General features: G+C 71.5%; 26 protein-coding genes and 1 pseudogene. 16 read left to right on the top strand and 11 right to left on the bottom strand.

Annotated elements, in window-relative coordinates:
• Positions 1 to 97: 97 nt before the first annotated feature.
• The 4 genes from CLV40_RS20610 to CLV40_RS20595 are packed head-to-tail and all read left to right on the top strand — an operon-like array spanning position 98 to position 4,286.
• Positions 98 to 1,189, top strand: a complete 1,092-nt coding sequence (locus CLV40_RS20610) for a glycosyltransferase (RefSeq protein WP_104480602.1) — start codon at positions 98 to 100, stop codon at positions 1,187 to 1,189.
• Entirely contained in the window at positions 1,186 to 2,187 is a 1,002-nt protein-coding gene (locus CLV40_RS20605) for a glycosyltransferase (protein ID WP_104480601.1), read from the top strand. The genes CLV40_RS20610 and CLV40_RS20605 overlap by 4 nt, the downstream gene beginning before the upstream one ends.
• Positions 2,184 to 3,017 (top strand): glycosyltransferase family 2 protein, encoded by an 834-nt coding sequence (locus CLV40_RS20600; RefSeq protein ID WP_104480600.1) that lies wholly within the window; start codon positions 2,184 to 2,186, stop codon positions 3,015 to 3,017. Before CLV40_RS20605 ends, CLV40_RS20600 begins: the two co-directional genes overlap by 4 nt.
• A gap of 9 nt (positions 3,018 to 3,026) precedes the next feature.
• Positions 3,027 to 4,286: a PP2C family protein-serine/threonine phosphatase gene (locus CLV40_RS20595; RefSeq protein ID WP_104480599.1), complete on the top strand. Its 1,260-nt coding sequence runs from the start codon at positions 3,027 to 3,029 to the stop codon at positions 4,284 to 4,286.
• Positions 4,287 to 4,625: 339 nt separating this feature from the next.
• Here the strand turns inward: CLV40_RS20595 and CLV40_RS20590 are convergent, their stop codons facing one another.
• A complete protein-coding gene (locus CLV40_RS20590) occupies positions 4,626 to 4,925 on the bottom strand; it encodes a hypothetical protein (protein ID WP_104480598.1) in 300 nt (99 codons plus the stop codon).
• A 597-nt stretch (positions 4,926 to 5,522) separates the two neighbouring features.
• Between CLV40_RS20590 and CLV40_RS20585 the strand changes: the two genes are divergently transcribed.
• Entirely contained in the window at positions 5,523 to 5,744 is a 222-nt protein-coding gene (locus CLV40_RS20585; protein WP_104480597.1) for a hypothetical protein, read from the top strand.
• 14 nt (positions 5,745 to 5,758) lie between these two features.
• Here CLV40_RS20585 and CLV40_RS20580 read toward each other — a convergent pair whose 3' ends face one another.
• On the bottom strand, positions 5,759 to 6,190 hold the full coding sequence (locus CLV40_RS20580; protein WP_104480596.1) for a hypothetical protein: 432 nt from the start codon (positions 6,188 to 6,190) through the stop codon (positions 5,759 to 5,761).
• Between the two features lie 138 nt (positions 6,191 to 6,328).
• Positions 6,329 to 6,724 (bottom strand): NHL repeat-containing protein, encoded by a 396-nt coding sequence (locus CLV40_RS38140; RefSeq protein ID WP_181043624.1) that lies wholly within the window; start codon positions 6,722 to 6,724, stop codon positions 6,329 to 6,331.
• Positions 6,725 to 7,040: 316 nt separating this feature from the next.
• On the opposite strand from CLV40_RS38140, the gene CLV40_RS20570 reads away from it, so the two are divergent.
• The gene (locus CLV40_RS20570; RefSeq protein ID WP_146108133.1) at positions 7,041 to 7,616 is read left to right on the top strand and encodes a hypothetical protein; all 576 of its coding nucleotides are present in this window, start codon (positions 7,041 to 7,043) and stop codon (positions 7,614 to 7,616) included.
• Positions 7,617 to 7,958: 342 nt separating this feature from the next.
• Here the strand turns inward: CLV40_RS20570 and CLV40_RS20565 are convergent, their stop codons facing one another.
• Both CLV40_RS20565 and CLV40_RS20560 read right to left on the bottom strand, forming a co-directional pair.
• A complete protein-coding gene (locus tag CLV40_RS20565; RefSeq protein ID WP_104480594.1) occupies positions 7,959 to 8,912 on the bottom strand; it encodes a sensor histidine kinase in 954 nt (317 codons plus the stop codon).
• Positions 8,909 to 9,748: an MEDS domain-containing protein gene (locus tag CLV40_RS20560; protein ID WP_104480593.1), complete on the bottom strand. Its 840-nt coding sequence runs from the start codon at positions 9,746 to 9,748 to the stop codon at positions 8,909 to 8,911. Before CLV40_RS20560 ends, CLV40_RS20565 begins: the two co-directional genes overlap by 4 nt.
• 123 nt (positions 9,749 to 9,871) lie before the next feature.
• Between CLV40_RS20560 and CLV40_RS20555 the strand changes: the two are divergent.
• From CLV40_RS20555 to CLV40_RS40585, 5 genes and pseudogenes are all read left to right on the top strand, one after another.
• A pseudogene (locus CLV40_RS20555) lies at positions 9,872 to 10,447 on the top strand (SDR family oxidoreductase); the annotation flags it as partial.
• Positions 10,448 to 10,505: 58 nt separating this feature from the next.
• Positions 10,506 to 10,853, top strand: coding sequence for a hypothetical protein (locus tag CLV40_RS38975; RefSeq protein ID WP_219824046.1), 348 nt, complete (start codon positions 10,506 to 10,508; stop codon positions 10,851 to 10,853).
• A gap of 203 nt (positions 10,854 to 11,056) precedes the next feature.
• Positions 11,057 to 12,385, top strand: coding sequence for a PP2C family protein-serine/threonine phosphatase (locus CLV40_RS20545; protein ID WP_181043623.1), 1,329 nt, complete (start codon positions 11,057 to 11,059; stop codon positions 12,383 to 12,385).
• Between the two features lie 58 nt (positions 12,386 to 12,443).
• On the top strand, positions 12,444 to 12,662 hold the full coding sequence (locus CLV40_RS40590; RefSeq protein WP_342752289.1) for a response regulator: 219 nt from the start codon (positions 12,444 to 12,446) through the stop codon (positions 12,660 to 12,662).
• Between the two features lie 26 nt (positions 12,663 to 12,688).
• A complete protein-coding gene (locus CLV40_RS40585; protein WP_342752288.1) occupies positions 12,689 to 12,910 on the top strand; it encodes a response regulator in 222 nt (73 codons plus the stop codon).
• A 359-nt stretch (positions 12,911 to 13,269) separates the two neighbouring features.
• On the opposite strand, the gene CLV40_RS20535 is transcribed toward CLV40_RS40585, so the two are convergent.
• Together CLV40_RS20535 and CLV40_RS20530 are read right to left on the bottom strand one after the other, a co-directional pair.
• Entirely contained in the window at positions 13,270 to 14,295 is a 1,026-nt protein-coding gene (locus tag CLV40_RS20535; RefSeq protein WP_181043622.1) for an FUSC family protein, read from the bottom strand.
• Between the two features lie 593 nt (positions 14,296 to 14,888).
• A complete protein-coding gene (locus CLV40_RS20530) occupies positions 14,889 to 16,091 on the bottom strand; it encodes an FAD-dependent monooxygenase (protein ID WP_181043621.1) in 1,203 nt (400 codons plus the stop codon).
• Between the two features lie 141 nt (positions 16,092 to 16,232).
• Here CLV40_RS20530 and CLV40_RS20525 point away from each other — a divergent pair, with 141 nt between their 5' ends.
• Positions 16,233 to 16,964, top strand: coding sequence for a hypothetical protein (locus tag CLV40_RS20525; RefSeq protein WP_146108132.1), 732 nt, complete (start codon positions 16,233 to 16,235; stop codon positions 16,962 to 16,964).
• Between the two features lie 28 nt (positions 16,965 to 16,992).
• On the opposite strand, the gene CLV40_RS20520 is transcribed toward CLV40_RS20525, so the two are convergent.
• From CLV40_RS20520 to CLV40_RS40830, 3 genes are all read right to left on the bottom strand, one after another.
• The gene (locus CLV40_RS20520) at positions 16,993 to 17,505 is read right to left on the bottom strand and encodes a hypothetical protein (protein WP_104480588.1); all 513 of its coding nucleotides are present in this window, start codon (positions 17,503 to 17,505) and stop codon (positions 16,993 to 16,995) included.
• A 123-nt stretch (positions 17,506 to 17,628) separates the two neighbouring features.
• Positions 17,629 to 17,856 carry a hypothetical protein gene (locus CLV40_RS39695; RefSeq protein ID WP_374065044.1) on the bottom strand — a complete coding sequence of 76 codons (228 nt, stop codon included), beginning with the start codon at positions 17,854 to 17,856 and terminating at the stop codon, positions 17,629 to 17,631.
• The gene (locus tag CLV40_RS40830) at positions 17,759 to 17,977 is read right to left on the bottom strand and encodes a hypothetical protein (RefSeq protein ID WP_374066511.1); all 219 of its coding nucleotides are present in this window, start codon (positions 17,975 to 17,977) and stop codon (positions 17,759 to 17,761) included. Before CLV40_RS40830 ends, CLV40_RS39695 begins: the two co-directional genes overlap by 98 nt.
• Positions 17,978 to 18,604: 627 nt before the next feature.
• Between CLV40_RS40830 and CLV40_RS39690 the strand changes: the two genes are divergently transcribed.
• Entirely contained in the window at positions 18,605 to 18,796 is a 192-nt protein-coding gene (locus tag CLV40_RS39690) for a hypothetical protein (protein ID WP_245931421.1), read from the top strand.
• Positions 18,797 to 18,814: 18 nt separating this feature from the next.
• A complete protein-coding gene (locus tag CLV40_RS20510; protein ID WP_342752292.1) occupies positions 18,815 to 19,597 on the top strand; it encodes an NAD(P)-binding domain-containing protein in 783 nt (260 codons plus the stop codon).
• 90 nt (positions 19,598 to 19,687) lie between these two features.
• Here CLV40_RS20510 and CLV40_RS20505 read toward each other — a convergent pair whose 3' ends face one another.
• Positions 19,688 to 21,205: a carboxypeptidase regulatory-like domain-containing protein gene (locus tag CLV40_RS20505; protein WP_181043620.1), complete on the bottom strand. Its 1,518-nt coding sequence runs from the start codon at positions 21,203 to 21,205 to the stop codon at positions 19,688 to 19,690.
• A 988-nt stretch (positions 21,206 to 22,193) separates the two neighbouring features.
• On the opposite strand from CLV40_RS20505, the gene CLV40_RS20495 reads away from it, so the two are divergent.
• On the top strand, positions 22,194 to 22,994 hold the full coding sequence (locus tag CLV40_RS20495; RefSeq protein ID WP_146108131.1) for a P-loop NTPase fold protein: 801 nt from the start codon (positions 22,194 to 22,196) through the stop codon (positions 22,992 to 22,994).
• On the top strand, positions 22,991 to 23,221 hold the full coding sequence (locus tag CLV40_RS20490) for a hypothetical protein (protein ID WP_146108130.1): 231 nt from the start codon (positions 22,991 to 22,993) through the stop codon (positions 23,219 to 23,221). Before CLV40_RS20495 ends, CLV40_RS20490 begins: the two co-directional genes overlap by 4 nt.
• Positions 23,222 to 23,320: the final 99 nt, after the last annotated feature.

The following is a 23,320-nucleotide window of genomic DNA, read 5'->3' as shown; positions in this document are numbered from 1 at the left end:
GACTCACGGGTTGAACCGCCGCGCGGTGGGTATCCGCCCCTCGCCGAACGCGGCAGCGCCGAACCGCAGGCACGCCGCCCCGACTCCGGGAGACCCCTTGGCCAGATCGCCGGGCACGCCCCCGCGCCCGGACCGCGCGCGGTCGCTGCGGATCGTGCTCATCGCCTCGGCCAGGTACCCCATCCGGCAACCCTTCCCCGGCGGGCTGGAGGCGCACACCTGGCAGCTCGCGAGCCACCTGCGCGCCCGCGGGCACGCGGTCGAGGTGTTCGGCGGTCCCGGCTCGGACCCCGCGCTGCGGGTCCGGGTCCTCGACACCCGTCCCGCCCTGTCCGAGCACGCGCGCGCCGACACCAGCATGCCCGCGGGCCACTTCATGGCCGAACACCACGCCTACCTCGGGGTGATGCTGGAGCTGGCCCGCGACGGCGGCTACGACGTCGTCCACAACAACTCGCTGCACTACCTGCCCGTCGCCATGGCCGCGAACCTGCTCGCGCCGGTGCTGACCACGCTGCACACCCCGCCGACCCCCTGGCTGGAGTCGGCCATCGCGCTGGGCCCCGCCGGGCACTTCGCCGCGGTCAGCGCGCACACCGCCGACCAGTGGCGGGCGGGCGTCCCCGCGGCCACTGTGATCCACAATGGTGTCGACCTGGACATGTGGACTCCCGGGCCGGGCGGGGGAGTACCGGTGTGGTCGGGCAGGCTGGTGCCGGAGAAAGGTCCGGAGGACGCGATCCACGCGGCCCGCCGGGCGGGCCGCGGGTTGCGCCTGGCCGGTCCGATCCCGGACACCCGCTACTACCGCGAGCGGGTGCGGCCCCTGCTCGGCGACGGCGTCGAGTACGTCGGCCACCTCGCCCACCGGGACCTGGCCGCACTCGTCGGGTCCGCGGCGGTCGCGGTGGTCTCCCCCTGCTGGGACGAACCCTACGGCCTGGTCGTCGCCGAGGCGCTGGCCTGCGGGACCCCGGTCGCGGGCTACGCCCGCGGTGCGCTCCCGGAACTGCTCGACGACCACACCGGCGTGCTCGTCGACCCCGGCGACGTCGACGGCCTCGCCGCCGCCATCACCCGAGCGGCCGCGCTGGACCGCGAACGCGTGCGGGCGCACGCCGAACGCACGTGCTCGCTGGACGCGATGGTCGACGGCTACGAACGCCTCTACCGGGAACTGGCACCGTGATCGCCTACTACATCCACCACCACGGCTCCGGGCACCTGCACCGCGCCCGCGCCATCGCCGCGCGGTCGCGCACACCGGTGATCGGCCTGTCGAGCGCGCAGCGCCCGGCGGACTGGCCGGGCCGCTGGATCCGGCTCGCCGACGACGCGGGCGCCGATCCCGCGACCGACGACGTCACCGCCAACGGCACGCTGCACTGGGCGCCCCGCCACCACGGTGGGCTCCGGGAACGCATGAGCGCGGTGAGCCAGGTCCTCGCCGACGGCGCGCGGGTGCTCGTCAGCGACGTCTCCGTCGAGGTCGCCCTGCTCGCCCGGCTGCACGGCGTGCCCGTGGTGATCATGGCCCAACCGGGCTCGCGCACCGATCGACCGCACCGGCTCGCCTACGACCTGGCCGCCCGGCTGCTCGCCCCGTGGCCGCGGCGCCCGCAACCGGACTGGCCGACGCGCTGGCTGGCCAAGACCGTCCACCTGGGCGGGTTGTCCCGCTTCGACGGGAGACGACCCGAACCCGCCCGCGCCACCGGCCGGGTGCTGGCGATGTGGGGCTCCGGCGGGCTCGACGTCACCCCGGTCCACCTGCGCGCCGCCGCGGCGGCCACCCCCGACTGGGCGTGGACCGTGCTCGGACCCGAGCCGGTCGACGCCGCGGCGAACCTGCGCTGGGCGGGCTGGGTCGCCGACCCGTGGGACGCGCTGGCCGCCGCCGAGGTCGTCGTCACCCACGGCGGCCAGAACGCCGTGGCCGAGGTCGCGGCCGCGCGCCGGGCCGCCGTGGTCATCCCCCAGGACCGGCCCTTCGCTGAACAGCGGGCCACCGCCGCCGCGCTGCTGCGCGACCGCCTGGCGCTCGTCGCGCCGCGCTGGCCCATCCCCGACCGCTGGCCCGACCTGCTGCGCCGGGCACGGGAGCGCGGGGGTGCGCGCTGGGCGCACTGGTCACCCGGCAACGGCGCCGCGCGGGCCGCGGCCGAACTCGACGCGCTGGCCACATGAGCGCGCCCCGCACCGCGGTGGTCACCATCACCCACCGCCGCGACGACCACCTCCACCGGCAACGCGTCGGCCTCGCCGCCGAGCCACCGGACCTGCACGTGATCGTCGGCATGGACGACACTCCGCGGGTGCGGCCGATCCCCGGCGCCGCCCCGGTGACCCCCCTCGCGGTGTCGAGCCGGGGGAGCGGGCTGCCGCTGGCCCGCGCCCGCAACCGCGGCGCCGCCGCGGCGATCGCGGCGGGCGCGGACGTGCTGGTCTTCCTGGACGTCGACTGCGTCCCCGGTCGCCACCTGGTCTCCCGCTACACCGCGGCCGCCGGGCGGATCCCGTCACCCGCGCTGCTCTGCGGTCCGGTCGCCTACCTCCCGCCCCCACCCGCCGACGGCTACCCGATCAGCGGATTCGACGCCCCCATGCACCCGGCACGACCCGTCCCGGCACCCGGTGACATCGTCGCCGACGACCGGTTCGACCTGTTCTGGTCGCTGTCTTTCGCCACCACCGCGTCGACGTGGGCGACCCTGGGCGGGTTCTGCGAGGACTATTCCGGCTACGGCGCGGAGGACACCGACTTCGCCCTGACGAGCAGAGTCGCCGGGGCCACGCTGCACTGGGTCGGCGGCGCCGAGGCCTACCACCAGTACCACCCGCCGAGTCGCCACGAGCCCGCCCGCGCCCCCGAGATCGTCCGCAACGCCAACACCTTCCACCGCAGGCACGGCCACTGGCCCATGCGCGACTGGCTCGAAGACCTCGCGGTGGCCGGTGTGGTGGAGTTCGACCCCGCCCACGACCTGCTCCGGTCCGCCGGTCCCGGGGACGTCTAGGCTGCCTGCGTGGACCTGCGGACAAGCTCGTGGCACGAGCTGCTGAGCCGCGTCATCGACGCCGCGCACCGGGCCACCGCGTCGGACTTGGTCGACGTGGTGGTCTCGGCGTGCGCTCGGGTCGATGTCGGGGCGTGGCTGTACGTGGTCGACATGGCCCAGCGGCGGCTGCACCCGCTGCCCGCCCGGAGCGAACCGGCCGGGCGAGCACTCGGTGTGGACGACACGACAGGGGGACGGGCGTTCCGGACCGCCGAGATGGCGGTGACCGGGGTCGCGGGGGAGCGGCCGGTGCTGTGGGTCCCGATCGTCAACGGGACGGAACGGCTGGGCGTGCTCGCGTTGTCGCTGCCGCTGGACACGGACCCCGAAGACGTCGTGGTGCGGGAGCGGTGCTGGACGTTGGCGGGCCTGGTCGGACACCTCGTGATGTCCAAGCGGGCTTACAGCGACCTGCTGCACACCGTCCGCCGACCGCAGCCGTTGTCGGTGGCCAGCGAGCTGCTGTGGCAGCTGCTCCCGCCGCAGACCTTCGCCAGCGGCGACCTGGTGGTGTCCGCGACGATGGAGCCCTTCGACCGGGTCGGCGGGGACGGCTACGACTACGCCGTCGACGACACCCGCGCCTACTTCGCCGTCTTCGACGCCACCGGCCACGACCTGGCCGCCGGGCTGATCACCACGATGGTGCTGGCGGCCACCCGCAACGCCCGCAGGCAGGGCGGCGACCTGACGGCCATGGCCGCGGCGGCCGACGAGGTCCTCGACAGCCACCCCACCGATGGCGTGTGCACGGCGGTCCTCGCCGACTTGGACCTCACCACCGGCGAACTCCGCTACCTGCTGGCGGGCCACCCACCCCCCATCCTCCTCCGCGGCGGGCGCGTCGTGAGATCGCTGGACACCCGACCGCGGGTTCCGCTGGGAATGCGGCCCCGCCAGGACTCGACCGAGGTGTCGGGGGTGGGTGTCGAGCACCTGTGCCCGAGCGACCGCTTACTCCTTTACACCGACGGGGTCACCGAAGCCCGCGCCCCCGACGGCACCTTCTTCGGCGTCGACCGATTGGTCACACTCACCGAGCAGCACGAGGCCGCGGGTCTGCCCGCACCCGAAACCCTCCGACGCGTCACCCGAGCGGTGCTCGACCACCAGAACCGCGTCCTCCAGGACGACGCCACGTTGGTACTCGTCGAGTGGTCGCCGCGTGCCGCGGAGAACCTGCTACCGGGGTCGCCGCACGCAGGCGACGGGTGGCCCACCCGTTAGCAACTCCCGACGGCAAGCCGCCCGGCAGCCGGCTTGCCCACCCGCGGGACAGCGCGCCACCGTCGACACCAGGGTCACCTCAACCGCCTGCCGAGCACAGTGTCCCGTCCGGACGCACCGAGAACGCGCTGCGCCGCTGTGCGAGGCGGCGACCCCCTCGGTGCGGCGGCGTTCTCCGCTCGGTCGGCGGATACCCGGTCCGGCCTGACTCGATCTTCACGGCCCAGGCCGCGAGCCGAGAACCGCGCGGTGCCACCGTTTCCCCGGAGGGGCGGACCGGTGCCCCCGCGCACCGGGTCCGGGCAACCGGCGCCCGGATGCTGCCGGTGGCGGTCGGCGTCAGCTCAGTGCGGCCAGTCCGCGTTGCCAGCGGTTTCGGCGCTGGTCGGGGGTTTGCTCCCACCACGGTGTCCCGCGTTCGCCCAGTGCCACCTTGGCGTCCCGCACCCGCGCCCGGGCTTCCCGTTCCGCTTCGGCGTCCTGCTCGCGCAGAGCGACCCCGACATCGCGGCGGGCCCGCATCAGCAGCTTGCGCAGCTCGGCCGCGGGTTCGGCCGGGATCGCGGGATCGGTTGCCCGCCAACGCCTGCCGTTGACCACCACGTAGCGCCCGTCGGGTGTGCGCTCCGGTTCTGCCATACCACCAGAATCGCACTTGTCGACTGGTGCGGCCTGATGCGACTCCGGCAGGGTACGAGGGGGAGTACGGGTCGCTGTGGTCCAGGCAGTGATGCCGTTGTTCGAGTTGTCGAGCGGGCTCGAACGTTTCGAGACCCTGCTTCGCCAGGCTCCGTGAGTCCGGTACCGAATTGGTCGAGTTCCCGGCGCTTTTCTCGGCGGGTATCCCAAGGGCGCGTCCTCCGCGGTGCGACCGTCGCTGGAAAGGCGCGCACTGTTCAAGCGGTACCGCCGGTCGGCCTTCCAAGCCCCCGGTGAGCCGTTCGACCGGGCGCGCTGCGGTGGCCGGGGCCGGGCGCCTGGTCGTGATAGGCGTAGTGGAACGGTACGTACACACCGTCTATTGCTCGTCGCTGCTGTTCGACCCGGCGGGCACCCTCATCGGCCACCACCACAGGCTCATGCCCACCGGCGTCGAACGCCTGATCTGAGGCTAGGTCGACGGCTCCGACATCGCCGTCGGGGCCGCTGCTCCGTGCTCGCCGCCAACCGGTTCGCCACCCGCCGCGACTACCCCGCCGACTACCGCTCGGCGAACCGGTCGAGCCCGGGCACACCATGATCAACGGCTGCAACCGCGCCGTCGACCCGTTCGGGTGGCTGCCGGCCGGTCCCGTGTTCGGCCGGACGGACCTGCTGGTCGCCGACGTGGATCCCGATCTGCTCGCTGGTGCCTACCTCGACCTGGACGTGTCCGGCCACTACTCCCGCTCGGACCTCTCGCGCCTGGACCACTCCCCGCGCCCGGCCCGGATGGCCGCGCCACCGGTCGCCCGGTGAGTCGCCGGTGCGATCTACGCCTCTGACTGCCCGCGGCGTTGCGTCGACGACGCGGGGGTGGCGGGTCGGGAGGATCGGACCGTCGCCAACCACAGAGCCAACGCGACGAGGTCGACGACCAAGAGCGGCCAACGGACGCCGAGTGGTTCATCCTCACCGACCGGCGACAGCAGCGCGACCACGTCGAAGGCGGTCAAACCGAGGAAGGCCAGCGATCCGAGCTGGGCGAGCAGCCTGCGTAAACCCCGCCGGAGCAGCCCGGCCAGCGCGAGCACGGCGAACGCGAGGTGGATGGTGGCGGTCAGCGGATTGCCGAACAGGCCGACACCGCCGTCGTCGGTGGCACCGGGCATGATCGATCCGCCGGTGGTGAAAGTGACGACAGCGGTGGCCGAGAGCACCGCGGCCAGTGTGGCGCACAGGGCACCACCGAGCTTGTTCGACACCGGTGACCTCCTCGATGAACTGGTTGCGGTGCGGTTTCCCGGCCGGACCCCGACCAAACTCCCTGTCGGGTCGACGACTCGGAAATCCCGTGGGTCTCGCGCGTCCACGCGCGACCGACTCCGCACCCTCGTCCCCTATCAGCCGGTGAGCAGGCCGTTGACCCCAAGGAGGGGGTACTCGGTGATCCGGCCGGTGGCGGCATCGACGCGAGCGATCTTCATGCCGAGCGCTTCGGCGACCCGGATGGTGCCGTCGGCGGCGGTGCGGACGCCGACGGGGAACGACAGCGGCATGGGCGTGCTGTAGTTCGTGAACTGCCCGGTCGCCGGGTCGAACCGCGCCACTTGGCTGCTGAGGTACTGCTCGACCCGCAGCGCTCCGGTGTGGTCGAACTCGACCTCGCAGACCCCGCCCACCGGCAGCGACGAGGCCACCCTCCCGTACTCGGTGATCGACCCCACCACGCACGCCGGCGCGGGCGCCAACCCCGGCACCAAGACGAGCGCCGCGACTACCCGAACCCCTGCGCGCATCAACGCCTCCCAGGTCCGTCTACCAGCGACCCTGGGCGTCCCGGCTGCGTCCCGCGATCACCCGACTGGTGACGATCACCTTCGCCCTCGGCGCTTCGTCGCCCGTCAGAACGCACGGGACGGGTTCGACGGTCGCATCCGGGCGATGATTCGCGTCCGCTCGCGCTGGTGTGGCCCGGTTGGTGATCACGCGGGGTGGCTGTTGTCCTCGGATTCGGGTGGTGGTTCGCGGCAGCGGCGTTGGGGGGATTGTCATCTGCGCCCCGAGGGCGCAGCGTGGACGGACGGCTCGATCGCACCCGAGACAGGAGTGGTCATGATCGGCAGTGTGCGCAGGCTTCCGGTGGGCACGAGGTTGCGTGCGGTCCGAGCGACGGTCGTCGCGGTGGTACTCGTGCTGGTTGCCCCAGTCACGGTCGCCGCCCCCGCTCAAGCCGCGGTGATCGAGCTGACGTGCGACGTCAACGTCCATCTCAGCTTCAGTCCGGCGTTGACCGCCACGCAGACCACCGCGGACGTGGTCGCGGTCGCGACGGTCGTCAACTGCCTGTCGCCCAGCGGGAACCACAACGACCTCCAGGCGGGATCGGTCAGCGACGCCACCGGCACCATCACCAGCCTCGGCGGCGTCCCCTGCAACCTCCTCGCGACCATCACCGGCAGCGCCACCATCGACTGGTCACCCACGGGCGAGCACACCACGTTCGACTTCACCGTCAACACCAACCCCCTCAACGGCCTCATCGCCCTGCAGACCACCCAGACCAGCGGCCCGTTGAACGGCACCACCTCGCTCACCGTCGCCGCGGCCAACCCGAACCTCGGCTGCGCCCTCGGCGGCCTCTCCAGCCTCACCGTCCCGATCGGACAGACCACGTTCCTGGGAACCTGACCACCTCGACCGATGCGGACTGGGCGACCGCTCGTGGAGCGGATTCGGGTTGTCGGTCACTCCGACTTGTCCCGACTTCGGTGTGTGGTGTCGCCGATCCGGTCTGCCGGGTAGGTCAGTGTGGTGTCGAGGTCGAGTGTTCCCGGCCGGTCGAGGCACTGCTGGTAGAGATCGGCCACGGGTGCCGACAGCGCATCGGGGTGGGGTACTCGAGTACGTGGACGGGGTGGCCGTGCTCTGTGGCGTAGCGGTGGACGCCGTCGAGCAGAGCGTGGTCGAGTCCCCATTCGACCAGGTACGTCGCAGGACGCTGGTCCCGACCCGCGAAGGTCTCGTGATCGGTCAGGTGGCGGGCGCCGGGCTGCGGTCGGTGGTCGCCGCGGGTAGCGCCAGGAACGCGTACTGGGTGGTGCCACGGGGAGTGCGGTGGGTGTGGACCAGGTCGGCGAGTTGGTGCACCAGCAGCAGTCCGTGGCCGCCCAGGGAGCCCGGGGTGGCTGGTAGGTATCCGGCGAGGGGGTTCGCGAGGTGGCCCGCGTCGGCGACTTCGCACACAAGGTGCCCGTTGTGGTCGTGCAGCGCGAGCAGGCAGTCCCCGCCGCCGTGCAGCAGGCTGTTGGTGGTCAGTTCGGAGACGATCAGTTCCAGGTCGGCGACGCGCGCGGGACCCAGGCCGATCCGCTCGGCGTGGGTGGTCGCCCAGGTGCGGGCGGCGCGGATGCCCCCGGTGGAAGCGACCCGGAACCGCATCGCCGTGGCGTTGTCGAAGGTGAGTGCGCGGTTGTAGGCGTTGATGACCGCGTGGGGGTCGTAGTCGGGGCTGGCCAAGCGGTGGTGCCCGTCCCACAGTTGGGGGTGGGTGCGGCGCGCGTCGGCCACGACGAGCGGGTCGAGGCCCGCGCTGTCGTAGGGGCAGGCGATGGTGACGCGCCGCCCGGTGAAGACGAGGTTGATCAGCGCCTCGTGCTGGGCGCAGGCGGGGTACTCGGTGGGGGTGCGGCCCGCCCAGACGGGTCCGCCGATGATGCGGACGTGCCGGTCGGGGTGGGAGTCGGCGAAGCGGTGCAGCACGGTGGGGATGATGCGGCCGGGGTTGCGGCCCGCCCGGTACATGTCGATGAAGGTGACGCGATCGGCGTCGGCGCCGAGGGCGTCGCGCAGCAGCCGCAGCCGGGGTTCGGGGACCGCGACGGCGACGGGCTCGTCCGCGGCCAGCCCCTCAACGACGAATGGCACAAGGGCGCGCAGGTAGTCAGCGTCGGTGCGGTAGAACACGGCCGAGTGAGTGCTGGTCACGCGGCGGGCTCCACGCGGACGTGGTGCAGCTCCAAGGCCTGCCGCAACCGGGCTCGTCCTGCCCGGTTCCCGCGCAGGACGAGTTCGCTGTCGTGGCGGACGGCGTGCTCGGCCGGCCGCGGCAGATTGCGGTGGTCGATGAACTCCAGCGCGGTTGCGTCGATGACGATTTGTCCCGCCTCCAGGACGGGGTCGACGGTGCGCGGCGTCGCGCCGAACAGCTCGCCGTTGGCGAGGTCGAGTTCGCCGGAGAGCGCGGAGGCGGTGACCGGGTCGTCTGAGAAGCGGAAGCCGGTGGCGTCGGTGTTGTCGGCGGGGTGCACGGTGGCCAGGACGGCGGAGGCGTGTTCGCCGACGGAGTGGTGGTAGGCGCACATCGCGGTGAACGGGCGCAGCGCCATGTACCGGTCGACCTTGTGCTCGTAGCGGACGAACGCGGCCAACTGCTCCGGTGTCGCGACCAGGGCGGTGCGGTCCGCCGCGACCCGCAGACCCCGGTACCCGGCGGCGACCGCGGCCTCGGTGGCCTCCGCGCACACCCGCACCTGGGACTCGGGGTCGACCGCGGTCCCGGCGGGGTAGGCGCTGCCCAGCGACACCACCCGCGCACCGCCGTCGCGCGACGCGGCCTCCCGGCTGCTGAGCCCGGCGAGTTCGGCGGGCAGCGCGTTCGGGGCGCCGGGGCTGATGCACCAGACCTGCTGACCGGTGGTGATCCCCTCGGCCAGGGACTCCCGCGACCGGCGCGCGAACTCGGCCCGGTCGCGGTAGAGCCGGCACACGCGGTCGGCGAAGGCGCCGTGCCGCGCGTGGTCCACCACTCTCCGCAGTCGCATACCCGCCAGCGTAAGCCTGACGTGGCCCGGCGGCCGCACTGGGCGTCGAGCGCGATTGGACGCCTCGCCGGTGCCGTTCGACGGATGACGGTTGCGTAGCTGTGAGCGCGCCGCAGGGCCGAGGTCGTGGTCTGCGACCTGACCGTGGAAGCGGAGAACGCCCGGGTGGTCGAGCGCACGGTCGCCGCCTTCGGGCGCATCGACGTGCTGGTGTGCAACGCCGCGTACCAGATGTCGCAGGACGCCGGGCTGTCGGAGATCGACACCGCGCAGTTCGACCGCGTCATGAAGACCATCGTCTACGGCCTGTTCTGGCTGCGCAAGGCCGCGCTGCCCCACCTGCCGCCGGGGTCGGCGATCATCACCACGTCGTCCATCCAGGCGTTCCAGCCGTCACCGCACCTGCTCGACCACGCCGCCTCCAAGGGCGCGATCGTGAACTTCACCAAGGGCTTGGCGCTCAACCTCGTCGACCGCGGCATCCGGGTGAACTCCGTCGCCCCGGGTCCGGTGTGGACACCGCTCATCCCGGCCACCGTGCCCCCGGACAAGGTGGAGTCCTTCGGCGCCCAGGCGCCACTCGGCCGCCCCGCCCAACCCGCTGAACTCGCCCCCACCTACGTGTTCCTCGCCTCCCAGGAATCCAGCTACACCACCGGCGAGACCACCGCCGTGACCGGCGGATCACCGATCACCTGAGACGTGTTTGCCCGCGGGCGAGGGGGGTAGCCGATTGTGGATGTCCAGGGAGGCACTGATGCGCGATTCCCGAACCGTAGCGGCGATCGGACTGCTGGTGGTGGCCGTCGCGGCGGCATTGGTCGGTCTGCTGACCGATATCGGTTTCCTCATCGCCGCGGGGATCGCGGGCGGGATCGTGGTGCTCGTCGTCCTCGGGATGACCCGCTGGGGCGGCGGCAAGCCCGTGGGCGAACCGGGTGGCCCGGCCGAGCAGGACGTGGCATCCGACCCTGGCGTGGCGAGCACTCGCGAAACCGGCACCGACGGCCACGACTTCGTCGGCCGCGTCGAGGGGGAGGACGACAGCGCCGCCGAACGCACCGGAGCGGAGGTCCGAGCGCAGCGGCGCGGGACCCGGCGATGACCACGAGGCGCTCCGTTGCTCCGCGCCGGGCTCACCTGCGCGGAAGAGAAAGTCCACAGTGGAGTAAGATCTTGCGGCGCCTCCCCCGGTACGCTTCGACGGGAACGCGTTCGACCCGGCGCGGCGGCGTGCGGGTGGCGTCCCGGTGATCACGACGGCGTTGCGGGTGGTCGCGGCCCGTTCGCGCGACCGGGAGGATGGGCGTGCACAGCGACTCCGACGACGGCGAATTGTCGAGTCTGGTCGGCGACGCGGCCGTGGTGCGGCGGGTGTTCGACGAGATGGCGGTGATCGTGCTCGCGATAGCAGGCGGGGACCTGCGGATCTCGGTCGCCAACAGCGCGTTCCGGGCGCTGGTCGGCCGGTCGAGCCTGATCGGGTTGCCGTTGCGGGAGGCGTTCGCCGATCTCGCGGGTCAGCAGGTGGTGGAGATGCACGAGCGCGTCTACGCCACGGGGGAGCCGCTGAGCCAGCGGGGCTTCCGGGGCCAGCTGGAACCGGAGGGTGGCGAGCGCTTCGAGGTGTTCTTCGACTTCGACCTGATGCCCACCCGGGGCTCGGACGGCGCGGTGACCGGGATCATCGGCGTCGTCCGCGACGTCACCGCTGGGGCACGGGAAACCCGGGACGCGCAGCGCCGGGCGGCGCGGGCGGAGCAGCGCTACGCCGAGGCCCGGGACGTGATCACCACCCTGCAGGAGGAGCTGCTGCCCAGCGGCGTGCCGGTCCTGCCACGAGTCCGAATCGCGGCCAGCCACCTGCTGGCCGATGCCGACACCGCGGCGGGCGGGGACTGGTTCGACGCGGTGGCGCTCCCCGACGGGCGGGTCGGACTGGTCGTCGGCGACGTGGTCGGGCACGGCGTGTCCGCCTCGGCCGTGATGGGACAACTGCGGGTCCTGCTCCACGAACGCCTGGTCACCACCGGCGACATCACCACATCCCTACGAGCCCTGCACGCGGCGGCGACCCGCGTCCCGGGCGCCCACGCGGCGACCGTGTGCGTCGCCCTGCTGAACCCGACCACGGGTGTCGTGGAGTACTGCACCGCCGGGCGCCCGCCACCGTTGCTGCTGCCCGCCGGGGCCGAGGCCCGGTACCTGCCGCCCACCGGGGCGGCGCCGCTCGGCGTGGGCGAGGGCCGGTTCGGCACCGCGCGCGATCGACTCGACGACGCGGACATGCTGCTGCTCTACACCGACGGCATCCTGGAACGCCCCTGGCGGGACCTGGCCGGTGCCACGGTCGAGCTGGCCGCCGCCGCGACCGACATCGCCGCCGACCGCGCGTTGCGCGAGCCGTACTCCGTTCCGGTCGAGCGGGTCACCACGCAGGCCCTGGAGCTGCTGACCAGGGTGTCCGGCTACACCGACGACATCACCCTGAATCCCTCCTGTACTGCGCAAAGGGGCCATTCGTCCGGTCCGCTCCTGTTGTCCGGACGTCGGCCGCGCGGAGCCGCGCGACGGGTGGAGGGTTCGGGCGTGTCGGGTGCGCGGCCTGCCTCGGTGCGCCGGGTGATGTCGAGGTGACACGATCACCCGGTGACGTCCCCTCGGGCGTCGAGCGGCGGCGCTTGGAGGAGCACCCATGTCCGACCCGACGACCTCGCGCGGCCGAATGACCGAGACCGGCGCGGTGATCGACGTGCTGCTGGTCGAGGACGACGAAGGGGACGTGATCATGGTGCGCGAGGCGTTCGAGCAACGCCAGCCGGGCGCCCGCCTGCACGTGGTCAACGGCGGCATCGAGGCCGTGGCCTTCCTCAGACGCGCCGACGGCTACGCCGAGGCCCCAGACCGGACCTGATCCTGCTCGACCTCAACATGCCCCGCATGGACGGCCGCGAAGTCCTCGCCGAGGTCAAGAACGACCCGGCGTTCACGGCTATCCCGATCGTCGTGCTGACCACCTCCGCCGCCCAGGAGGACGTCCTGGCCAGCTACAACCTCTACGCCAACGCCTACGTCACCAAACCCACCGACCTCGACGAGTTCATGACCATCGTCGGCAAGATCGACGAGTTCTTCGGCACCACCGTCACCCTGCCCGACTGACGCGCTCGTTCACCGTTGTGGGTGGCCGTCAGGTGGGGGCCAGGCCGACCGCGGGCAGTGGCGAGCCCCCGAACCGGACACCGACGCCGTGCCGTTGCGAGGTCGAGGATTGAAGATCATCGATGCGGTGGCCGACGTCGTCCACGTCGACCGCGGCACGCCGGGCACCACGACGACCGTCGAGTTCGGCACTCGACCGACCCCACCATGACGGTCCGGCCTCTCGCCCGGGCGGTCGAAGGTCACCACCTGATCTGGGCGACGAGCAGGGCGATGTCGTCCCGGGCCGGGGTCGGCTCGATGAAGGCGTCAATGACCTGGGCGCACACCAGCCGGGCCGGGCAGGCGCAGCGGCGAACTCACCGCGTGGTCGGCGTCGGTCGGCGGGTGAGCGCGTCGAGCACCAGACGAGCCGGGAGCAGCATCGCGGCCAGCCCGCGGCTGGCGTCGGACTCCTCCACCGAGCCGGTGAGCCGGGAGTCGAGCGCGGCGATCCGCTCCCGGGCGCGGTCCACCGCGGCCACCAGGTCGTCCTCGGGGCCGTTGACGGTGTCGATCACGGCCGCCAGCTCGTCCAGCAGCGCGGCGTAGTCCGCACGCGAACGCGGCGACGGGTAACGGGTCACCGGCCCGTCATCCGCGCACGACTGCACGGCCTCCGCGATCTGCACCACCCGCGGCCACGCCTCCCGTAGGTTCACGGCACGACCACCCGCCCGACCGGGCCGCGTGCGCACGTTGAGCCGGATCGCCTCGGCGTTCCACCGCACAGCCTCCTCGGCGCGGCGCACCCACTCCTCGGACCCGCGCGTCCGCCGCACCCACCCCGACGGGTCACGCGGTCCACCTTCGGCGCGCAGCGCGTCCGCAAGCTCGACCAGCACCGCCCGCAGCTCCGCCCCCAGCTCGGCGGTGGTCCGCCGAGCCCAGCGGTCGTAGGTCGGCGGGAACACCAGACTGTTGACCAGCGTGCCGGTCACCGCACCCAACGCGGTCTCCAGCAACCGGTCGAGCAACATCACCTCCTGGCTGGCACCGGTCACCGTCAACACCAGCACGACGGTGACCCCGATCCACTTGCCGCTCTCGCCGAACACCGACCACCGACCCACCAACAACCCCACCGCCACCGCCACACCCAGCGCCACCGCGTGCTCCGGGATCAACCGCAGCACCAGGAACGCCACCAGCACCGCGGTGGACGCCGCGGCCAACTGCTGCGCCGACCCCCGGATCGACCGGTACACCGTCGACTCGATCATGAACACCGCCGCGTACGGCGCCAGGAACGGCTGCGGTAGATCCCACAACCCGTCGGCCAGCAGCCACGCCACCACCGCCGCGACCGCACCCTTGCCCGCCTGCAAGAAGGAATGTCCGCTCATCATTCCCTAACATGCCCACAAACTCGAAGGACTATCACGTACCTCCATGATCACCGAGACGGCCCCGACGGCCCTACATCGCAGGCGGCCATCGCCGGCGCTCGGCCCGTGCTGAAACCTGTGTCCCAGAGGACGATGCCCCCGGGCCGACTCCGTCGAGACCACGGGCGAACCCGACAGCCGCGGTCTGGCAGGCGAGTGCCACCACACCGGCGTCAACTCGCTCGAGTGGACAAGCGCGTTGGGATTTCCTCGGCCCACGGTTGATCTTGTGGCATGTCCGGTCTGGAGTCACCACTCATCGGGCGGCCGATCACGCTGGGAAGAAGGGTGACGGGTGAGCCTAGAGGCGTGAGATGACAGATAGTGAGAATTGTGTGACATAGAGCCACCGATTTGGTCCAGCGACTCAGCGAGCCCAGCCCACCAAGGAGTGGCGGGGCTCGCTTTCACGCAGCCCGGTGTGCGAGGTGGACGAAGTACCTGGACGCGCGTCTGCCTGTGGCGCTCGAAGCGGATCGCGACAGCACATCAGCGTGCCCGGCGTCCCTGCTGTTGTCTGCGGGGCAAGGCTTGGCAGAAGTCGGAATTCTCTACGATTTGCCCGACTCCGATGGCCCGGAGTCGGGCAAGTCGGCGTAGTCGGGCAGGTCGACGCCGTTGAGGGCGCGGTCGATCAGGGCCATGAGAGCCTCCATGTCGGGCTCCTCGGCGTCCGTCCCGGGGGAGGCCTGGCTGCTGGTGTGCAGCCTGCCGATCTCCTGGTTCGCGTCGACGAACGGGCGCATGTGGGCCTCGTAGGCGGCAAACCCGGCTTCGGGGTCCCACTTGGCGGCGGCCAGCTCCCCAGCGAGCAGGTAGGCGCCGACCAGGGCCAGCCCGGTGCCCGCCCCGGACATCGGGGACGGGCTGAACGCGGCGTCGCCGATCAACGCCACGCGGCCGTCGGACCAGCGGTCCATCTCCACCTGGGCGACCTGGTCGAGGTAGAAGTCCGGTGCGTCGTCCAAGTGCGCGAGGATGCGCGGGGTCAGCCAGCCCAGGCCGGACATCCGCTCGCGCAGCAGGTGTTTCTGTCCCTCGACGTCCCGGTGGTCGACCTCGAGGTCGGCCGCGGGAAAGGCGAACACCGCCATCGCCTGGGTCGCGTCCTTGATCGGCCGCAGCCCGGCGGACCGCGCGGACCCCGGGTCCCGGTACTCGATGAACCAGCGACCCAACCCGAACTCGTTCGGCACGCTGTAGAAGGCCAACACGAGCCCCAAGTGCCGGATGAACCCCTCACGCGGCCCGAACACCATCGCCCGCAACGACGAGTGCAGCCCGTCGGCGCCGATCACCAGGTCGAACCGCCGCCGGTCGCCACCGTCGAAGGTCACGTCGACCCCGTCCGCGTCCTGGGTGAGCCCGACAATCCGGTCACCGAAGACGTACTCCACGCCATCGCGGGTGTCGTCATACAGCACCCGCGACAAATCCCCGCGCAGGATCTCGATCTCCGCGATGGGCCCGTCCCCGCCGTCGTCCTCGGCGCGGTAGGTCTCCAGCACGTTCCCGTCGACGTCGACGGTGTGCGCACCCTCGGTGTCCGTACAGGCCGCCCGCACCGCAGCGTCCAACCCCATCCGCCGAATGACCTCCTTGGCCACCCCGCGCGCGTCCACCGCCTGCCCACCCGGCCGCAACCCGGGCGCCCGCTCCACCACGGTCACCTCGGCTCCCCGCCGCCGCAACCAATGCGCCAACGCGGGCCCCGCGATACTCGTCCCCGCCACCAACACCCTGCTACCACTCACCGCAGCCCCCGATTGCCCACCTGGATGACAACGCGGAGTGTAGGCGCCGGTCATCGCGGCCCAGCAGGACCTCGCTCCAACACGCGGGGCCAGATCCGTCGAACGCGCCGCAAGAGACCGTCAAGACTTAGCATGCCCGGCATGAGCTCACTGAAGACGCTCGTGGTCTCGGGCGCCTCTGTCGTGTCGGCCGTTGTCGGTATTTTGTCATTGACTCACAACATCTTCGGTGGAGCACGGTGGTTCGGGATCTCTGTCGGCGCGATGATGGTCATCGGGGGCGCCATCATGTCGTATTCTCAGGTAAAGAACTCGTCACCGTCGCTTGTATTCGCGGTTTCCAGCTCTGCCCTCGTCGTCATCGGGGCGGCTCTGGCCGCGACATTGATATTCCTTCCCGCGGGCACACCCGCGGTCAGGACCGTGTCGGCAGGTGAAGGGAGGTTGTCGATCCTCTTCCCCGGCGACGACGAGGTCGTCCAGGGACGGACGCGGATCTCGGGGAGGATCGAAGAAACGCTACCTCCCGGTGACTCGGTCTGGTTCTTCATCGGCAACGTGCCACCCTCCGGCGGGAACTCGAGCGTCTTCTACCTGCAGGACGGACCGTGTCCGGTGACGGACAACGGCCGAACCTGGTACTGCGACTGGGCTCCAGCCATGAACAATCCGCGGCAGGTGCGGATCTACGTCGTCCAGGCGCGCCGAACGGTTCCCCTCACCCTGGTCTCGAGCCTGATCCACGGCGCGATGCGTGACCAGATCAACAGTGGCGCGGACAACCCGGGCGAGGACCCCAGGAACTACCAGCGCATTCCGGAAGGGCCCGACTTGCAGGTCATGGACGAGGTGACCGTCGGAATCCGCCCCTAGCCGGTCGGAGCCGAAGGCCGCCCCGCCGTCACACCAGGAGTTCGATGACGATTCCGGAGACAAGGGCCAGTGCCAACCCGGCGGCCAACGTCACGCCGAAGAGGACGTGCGTCGGGAAGCCCGCGTCGAAGTGCACGCGGTGTCCGGCCGCGGTACGCGCGAGCATCACCCCGCACACGACCAGCGGTACCGCGACGGCGAACAGGAAGGCCGTGCTCGTCAGGCCGGTGACCATGTCCCCGGTGTCGCCGGAGCGGATTTGCGTTGGCAGCCGTGTCCCCTCCGGCAACGACTGGGGCAGCGAGTCCACCGTGTAGTAGCTGATGCGCCCCGTCTTCGAGGGGTCCGCCGGGACGACGGCGCCGTTGCACTGCCAGGATCCCATCACCTCGTCACAGCGGTCGACGATCAGGAACCCGTCGTGGGGAAGCCACTTGGGGTAGCCGAGCAGGTGGCCGACCCCGAACCACAACCCGACCAGCGGACCTACGACCAGGAGGGCGGCGGCGAGCCAGCGAGCGGCCGGAACGATCTTCCACATGTCTGGAGTATCCGACCTGCTCCCGGGCGACCGGACAGGGTTGATCAAGTCGTTGGCAGCGATCCGCGGCGCGGGCCGGTCGATCCCGGGTACGGGTTCCCCAGCTTGTGCGGGGGATGGCGGTCAGATGTCGCTGACACGGCATTCGGGCAGTCGGCCGCGGACGACCGAGTCGATCTCGGCGAGCAGCCTGGACCCGCTCGCGGCGTTGAGGAACGAGGCGGTCACCACGGTGCCCGCGAGCTGTGCCAGGTCAACCGCGCGCAGGTCCAGTGCGGTGGCCACCGCGAGGTACTCGCCCTCCAGGGTGGCGCCGAACATGGGCGGTTCGTCGGTGTTGAGGGTGACCACCAAGCCGTGGTCGAGTATGCGCCGGACCGGGGTGGGTGGCGATCGAGTCGACCTGCCGGGTCCGGACGTTGGAGGTCGGGCACACCTCCAGCGGGATCTGGTGTTCGGCGAGGTGCGCCATCAGAGCCGGGTCCGTGGCGCGGCTGGTGCCGTGGCCGATCCGCTCGGCGGCCGCGGCGGCACGGCCCTCGGCATGCCCGGTGAGCAGCTCGTCGCCGGGCACGCCATCGAGGAGGTGGTTGTAGGGCGTGACGGTGGCCTCGGCGTAGCGCGCACCCGGGTGCCGTGCGCGACGGCGAGAACGGTGCCCACCCCCTAACCCACCAGGTGGACGTGCAGCTCGACCTTGGGCGGGGCGTGGACGAAGGCACGCACGTGTACCGTCGAGTTGCGGCCGCTGACCGCGCTCAGACCATACCGTGACCGGGTCGGATTCCTGTGCGCAACGAGTTCTCCGGCCAAGCGGGCTCCCCAAGACCGTCAAAAGCTCGTGTTCTCCGGTGACGCGCGGGACACCGCCCTCACAGGCGACGAGTTCCGCGCCGTCGCCGGGCGGGAAGCGGGTCCGGGCAAGCGGGCCGTTCTGGACGAACTCGTCGCAGCCATCGCCGCACGGCGTGGACCAGCGTGCGGGGAGTGTGGTGGTGGCGAGCCTCCCGGATCTTCGGGGACCGCCACCTGGACAGCGGGTACGACGACTGGGTGGCGCGCCGGTGGTAGGCCGCGCTCCCGCGAGAGGTGGTCTGACATGTCCCGGACGTTCGACGTGGTGCCCGGCGCGGTGGTGCGGCGGATCCTGGACGCCGACCGCGCGGCCGTGCAGGGGGTCGTCGACGACGCCTACCGCGCGCGCCACAAAGGCGTGACGGTCAATCCGGACAGCTACTTCCTGCGCTTCCCGGACAAGCCGGACGCGCGGATCATCGCCCTGCCCGCCTAAGCGGGCGGCGACGTCGACCTGGCCGGTCTGAAGTGGATCGCCGGCTTCCCGGCCAACACCCGCGACGGCCTGCCACGCGCGTCCGCCGTGCTGGTGCTCAACGACTACGCCACCGGCTACCCGATCGCGTTGCTCGAAGCGGCCACCATCAGCTCGGCCCGCACCGCCGCCTCCGCCGCGCTGGCCGCCGCGGCACTGGGATCGGCGCCCGCGCCGGTGGTTGGCGTGGTGGGCGCCGGGGTGATCGCCCGCGCCATCCTCGACCACCTGGTCGCGGCCGGGGTGCGACCGTCCGCGGTCCGCGTGCACGACCTGGACGAGCGGTCCGGAACGGCCCTGGCCGAGCACGCCCGCTCGGTCGCCCCGGCGACGTTCCACGCCGATCCCACCCCGGTGCTGGCGGCCGACGTCGTGGTGTTCGCGACGACCGCGGCGGCGCCGCACGTGCGCGAGCCGTTCGCACCGGGGCAGCTCGTGCTCGACATCTCCCTGCGCGACCTGCCGCCGGAGGTACTCCTGGCCGCGCACAACGTCGTCGACGACGTGGAGCACTGCCTGACGGCGAACACGTCGCCGCACCTGACCGAACAACTGTTGGGCCACCGCGACTTCATCGCGGGCACGCTCGCACAGGTGCGCGCCGGGGAGTTGGAGCTGACGCCGGACCGCCCGGTGGTGTTCTCCCCGTTCGGCCTGGGAGTGCTCGACATCGCGGTCGGGGCGCACGTGCTCACCGTGGCCCGCGCCCGCGGCGAGGCGGTGGAGATCCCGGACTTCTTCGGCGAGCTGACCCGGTGGTGACCCGTTCGGTCGGCCCCGACGGTGTCGTCCGGATGGACCGACTGCGGTGCGTGTGGCCACCGCGACGGTGGCCACACGCACCCGGCGATATCAGCGCAGCGGGCGGCGGCTTCGGCGGATCAGGAAGGCGCCGAGCAGCACGGCCAGCAGACCGGACACGACCGACCACGCCGGGTCCACCCCGGTCTGGGCGAGATCACCCGGCCGGGTCACCGGCACCGGGTGCGCGACCTGCACGCCCCGCGGCGGCACCACGGGCGGCGCCGGGCGGGTCGGGGGCGGAGTCGGCTCTCGCTGCTCGGGGCCCGGCTCGACCCACACGCGGGTGAGGTCCGGCCCCGGTCGCAGCCGGAACGGGTAGGGCCGGTCGGTCCGCGTCGTCACGATCCGCCACGGGCCCGCCACGCCGATGCTGTAGGTCCCCTCTATCACCGGCGCGAACGCGAACTCCCCACGCTCGCCGCTCACGGTGCGGACCACCACACGACCCGTCGAGTCGGCGAGGTACACCGGAACGCCTGCCTGGCCGCGTGCGCGCGGGCCACCGCAGCGGGGGAAGATGACCGGGTAGCAGGACGTGTAGCCGTCGAGCACGACCACAAAGCCGGAGAGGGTGGCGTAGCCGGGCGCCACGCGCGTCACCGCCCGGGCGTCGACGACACCGGGGAAACCGGAAAAGAGGCCGAAATGGCACGAGACCACGTAGTTGGTTCCCGGCTCCGTGGACCGGTGAATCGTGGTTCGCGCGTGCACGACCGCCGTTGAGCGGGCGGCGATGCTCACTCCGGTGTAGGTCCCGAGTCCGCCGAGGTCGTCGCCCTCCGGTCCCCCGGACTCGCACCACGCGTGCAGGCCGGTGATCGGCGTCCCGCCGAGGTTGGTCAGCCGGATCGTCAGAGGGACGGTTTCCGCGGCGCGGTTGAGATTGTTGTCGAAGCGCATCGACGCGGTGAAGGCACCGGTGAGGTCGCGTACCCCGAACAGGTCCATGACGGTTTCCCGGTCCGCGGTGGTGTCGATGGAGTTCCTACGGAAGACCCAGCCATCGGATGCGGCCTCGACACCGATCTCGTACCTGCCCACCGGTAGGTCTTGAAAGGCGAAGTGCCCATCGGTATCGGTGCGCGTCCGATAGGTGCCCGCAGGGGTACCACCGGATACGGTCACCAGTGCATTCGCCAACTCCTCACCCGGTTGCCGCACGCTATCGGCATTGGCGTCGCCGTAGACGGTGCCGGTGTACGCGGAACGCTGCTGGGTGACCGTGGCGGTGGCACTCGCCGTGTTGTCCGACGGGTCGGCGTCGGGAGTGTCGGCGAGGACGGTGGCGGTGATGGTCAGCGGCCCCGCGCCTGCGAGCCGGGACAGGTCCATCGCAGCGGTCGCCTCGATGGACGCGTCGGGCTCGATCGTCCACGGGGACGGGAGGGGGTACCACGTGGGTGTCAGCGGGCCGGAGGTGGTGAGGGTGAGGTTGTGGGCAGGCGCGGTTCCGGTGTTGGTCACCGAAAGGCGCAACTGCGCGGTGTCGCGGATGTCGTAGGCGGGCTGGAGGAATTCGAGGGTGACCCGAAGATCCGATTTCTCTTCGGCGGAATCACCGCTCACCTTCGAGGGCGCCGGGACTGCGGTGGGCGGGGTTGTGATCGTTGGCGTTGTTGCGGTGGGTTCCGGCGCGTGGGTGGTGGGTGGTTGCGTTGTCGGGCTTGTCGGACCGGACGTGGTCGTGGGGACATCGGACGTTGTGGTTGTGGCTGTCGTGGATTGTTCGGTCGTCCCCTGATCCGCCCACGCAGTGGTGGCAACCGCCAGCAGAAGGGTTGCCACCAAGGGCAGACAGGCGATGGCGGCTGTTCGGGGTGGTTGTCTGTCGGTCATCCTCTTCCCCTCGATTCGTAGCCGTAGACCAATGTCCACAATGGTCAGTCGAGGCGGCACCAGGGCGGCGCGGGCGCGGTGCGGGGCCCTCTGATCACCGGGACCTTCACACCGGGCGACGTCCAAGCACGGCCGACGTTGCGCGAAGTCGAGTTTCATGACCGCATCGAGACATCGGTAGCGTCGGGCACAGGGAGTGGGGATTCCGGTCAACCGGATAGTCGGCAGCCGCGTGGGCTCCGGTCCGCGAGGACTTCGACGATGTTTCCGCCCTGACACACTCTTCCGTCGTACTGCCGCCAGAACATCGTGACCTATACCTCGCGTGGGCCGCGATCATCCCGGACTCGGCCGTGTGGGTGAGGCAGCGTCACTCACCGGGTCACGACGTACGGCCGGAGCGGTACCAGCGGGGTCGAGCCGCGCAGATCCTGGTCACAGGGGGCCTGACCCGCTCGTTCGGCGGTACAACACAGGACGAGGTAACAAATACGCCGCGGGCACATCCGCATCCGCCTGGGGCGTTGCCGAGGCGCTCGACGGTCTTGTTCTCCGGCGAGGACGACGGCCGGATCCACCGCTTGGATGTCGAGACGGGCGAACCGGTCGGTGAGCCGTTCAGTGACCACGCCGCCGCGGTACGGGCCATGGCGGTCGGTCCGCTGGCCGATGGCCGACCCACCCTGGTGACCGGCTCGGCCAACGGCACGATCCGCCAGTGGGACGTCGAGACGGGCAGCCGATCGGGTCGGTGCGCCAGCACGGCAGCGGCGCGGTATGGGGCCTGGCCATCACCGTGACTGTCGCGGCAACGCCCTGGAACGCGCGACCGGCTGTGTCCGTCCGCGCGCAGATCGACTCCGCCCGGGTCGAGGACAAGCTCGGCCGACGGATTCTCGCCGCGCACCTGGAGGGGCTGCTGGGTCAGCTGGCCGCGCACTCCGACAGCACCAACGCGGTGGTGCACGTCGACGGGCCGTGGGGCGGGGGCAAGAGCACGCTGGTCAAGCTGCCCCTGCACGACGAGCACACGCACGGCCCGTCCTGGACCCCGCCGGTCGTGGGGGACTACGAGGCGTGGCGGGACGGCGCGGTGGCGCCGGAGTGGTGGTCGCTGGGCGCCGCGATCGAGCGGGAGGTGCGCCGGTCGAGGCCACGGGTCGTCCGCGTCGTCATGCAGGCGTGGTCGGTGGTGGCGCGGACGCTGCGGTCGCCCGCGACCCTGGTTGCCCTCGCTGGCATGGTCGCCTGGCTGCGCCGCTGGACGCGGGAACAACTCGGGTACGTGCGCAGTGAGGCCACCCCGGAGGCCCTGCGGGCGCGCGGCGACCACTTGCCGCACACCTACGCGGACCTGGTCCCGCCCAATCCCCGCATGATCAAACGCGTCGCGAACGCGCTGGGGGTGCTGCTGGTGGTCCAGATGCACGTCCGACACACCGAGGGTCTCGGCGCCATCGTCATCGGCGGCGCCCTGTGGCGGCGGAGGTCTCCGCGCGCACCCGGGAAGCGGGGGTGAGGACGGCGAAACCACCAGCCGCCAAAACCGTCGTCTTCGTCGCGATCTACCTCGTCGCGGCCGTCTTGGCGATGACCTTCCTGCACGACAAGGTGCCCGGGATCGGCGGCATGGTCGGCGGTCTGACAGGGGGCTTGATCGTCGGCGCGCTCGTGAAACGCCACCGACGCGACGACTCCACCCCGAGCCCGTTATCCGACTGCCGAGGGGAAAAGAGGCCGCAATGAGCGCACGACGAGACCCGGGCACGATAGTGGTGTGGGCGCTTGCCGTGATCGGTGTGACGCTGATCGTCGTCTCGGTAACCCTCACCATCATCGGTGACG

The sequence above is a fragment of the Actinokineospora auranticolor genome, assembly GCF_002934265.1.
In the GTDB taxonomy this organism is placed as follows: Bacteria; Actinomycetota; Actinomycetes; order Mycobacteriales; family Pseudonocardiaceae; genus Actinokineospora; species Actinokineospora auranticolor.
Note: the sequence above shows the minus strand (reverse complement) of the source record. Positions and strands in the feature narration are given on the sequence as shown.

Coding starts and splice junctions, on each gene's coding strand:
- CLV40_RS40585 (WP_342752288.1), top strand. CDS start 12,689: ATGGACGGCCGCGAAGTCCTCGCCGAGGTCAAGAACGACCCGGCGTTC.
- CLV40_RS20535 (WP_181043622.1), bottom strand. CDS start 14,295: ATGAGCGGACATTCCTTCTTGCAGGCGGGCAAGGGTGCGGTCGCGGCG.
- CLV40_RS20525 (WP_146108132.1), top strand. CDS start 16,233: ATGAGCTCACTGAAGACGCTCGTGGTCTCGGGCGCCTCTGTCGTGTCG.
- CLV40_RS20585 (WP_104480597.1), top strand. CDS start 5,523: ATGATCAACGGCTGCAACCGCGCCGTCGACCCGTTCGGGTGGCTGCCG.
- CLV40_RS20600 (WP_104480600.1), top strand. CDS start 2,184: ATGAGCGCGCCCCGCACCGCGGTGGTCACCATCACCCACCGCCGCGAC.
- CLV40_RS20590 (WP_104480598.1), bottom strand. CDS start 4,925: ATGGCAGAACCGGAGCGCACACCCGACGGGCGCTACGTGGTGGTCAAC.
- CLV40_RS40590 (WP_342752289.1), top strand. CDS start 12,444: ATGTCCGACCCGACGACCTCGCGCGGCCGAATGACCGAGACCGGCGCG.
- CLV40_RS39690 (WP_245931421.1), top strand. CDS start 18,605: ATGTCCCGGACGTTCGACGTGGTGCCCGGCGCGGTGGTGCGGCGGATC.
- CLV40_RS20560 (WP_104480593.1), bottom strand. CDS start 9,748: ATGCGACTGCGGAGAGTGGTGGACCACGCGCGGCACGGCGCCTTCGCC.
- CLV40_RS20570 (WP_146108133.1), top strand. CDS start 7,041: ATGATCGGCAGTGTGCGCAGGCTTCCGGTGGGCACGAGGTTGCGTGCG.
- CLV40_RS38975 (WP_219824046.1), top strand. CDS start 10,506: ATGCGCGATTCCCGAACCGTAGCGGCGATCGGACTGCTGGTGGTGGCC.
- CLV40_RS40830 (WP_374066511.1), bottom strand. CDS start 17,977: ATGGCGCACCTCGCCGAACACCAGATCCCGCTGGAGGTGTGCCCGACC.
- CLV40_RS20520 (WP_104480588.1), bottom strand. CDS start 17,505: ATGTGGAAGATCGTTCCGGCCGCTCGCTGGCTCGCCGCCGCCCTCCTG.
- CLV40_RS38140 (WP_181043624.1), bottom strand. CDS start 6,724: ATGCGCGCAGGGGTTCGGGTAGTCGCGGCGCTCGTCTTGGTGCCGGGG.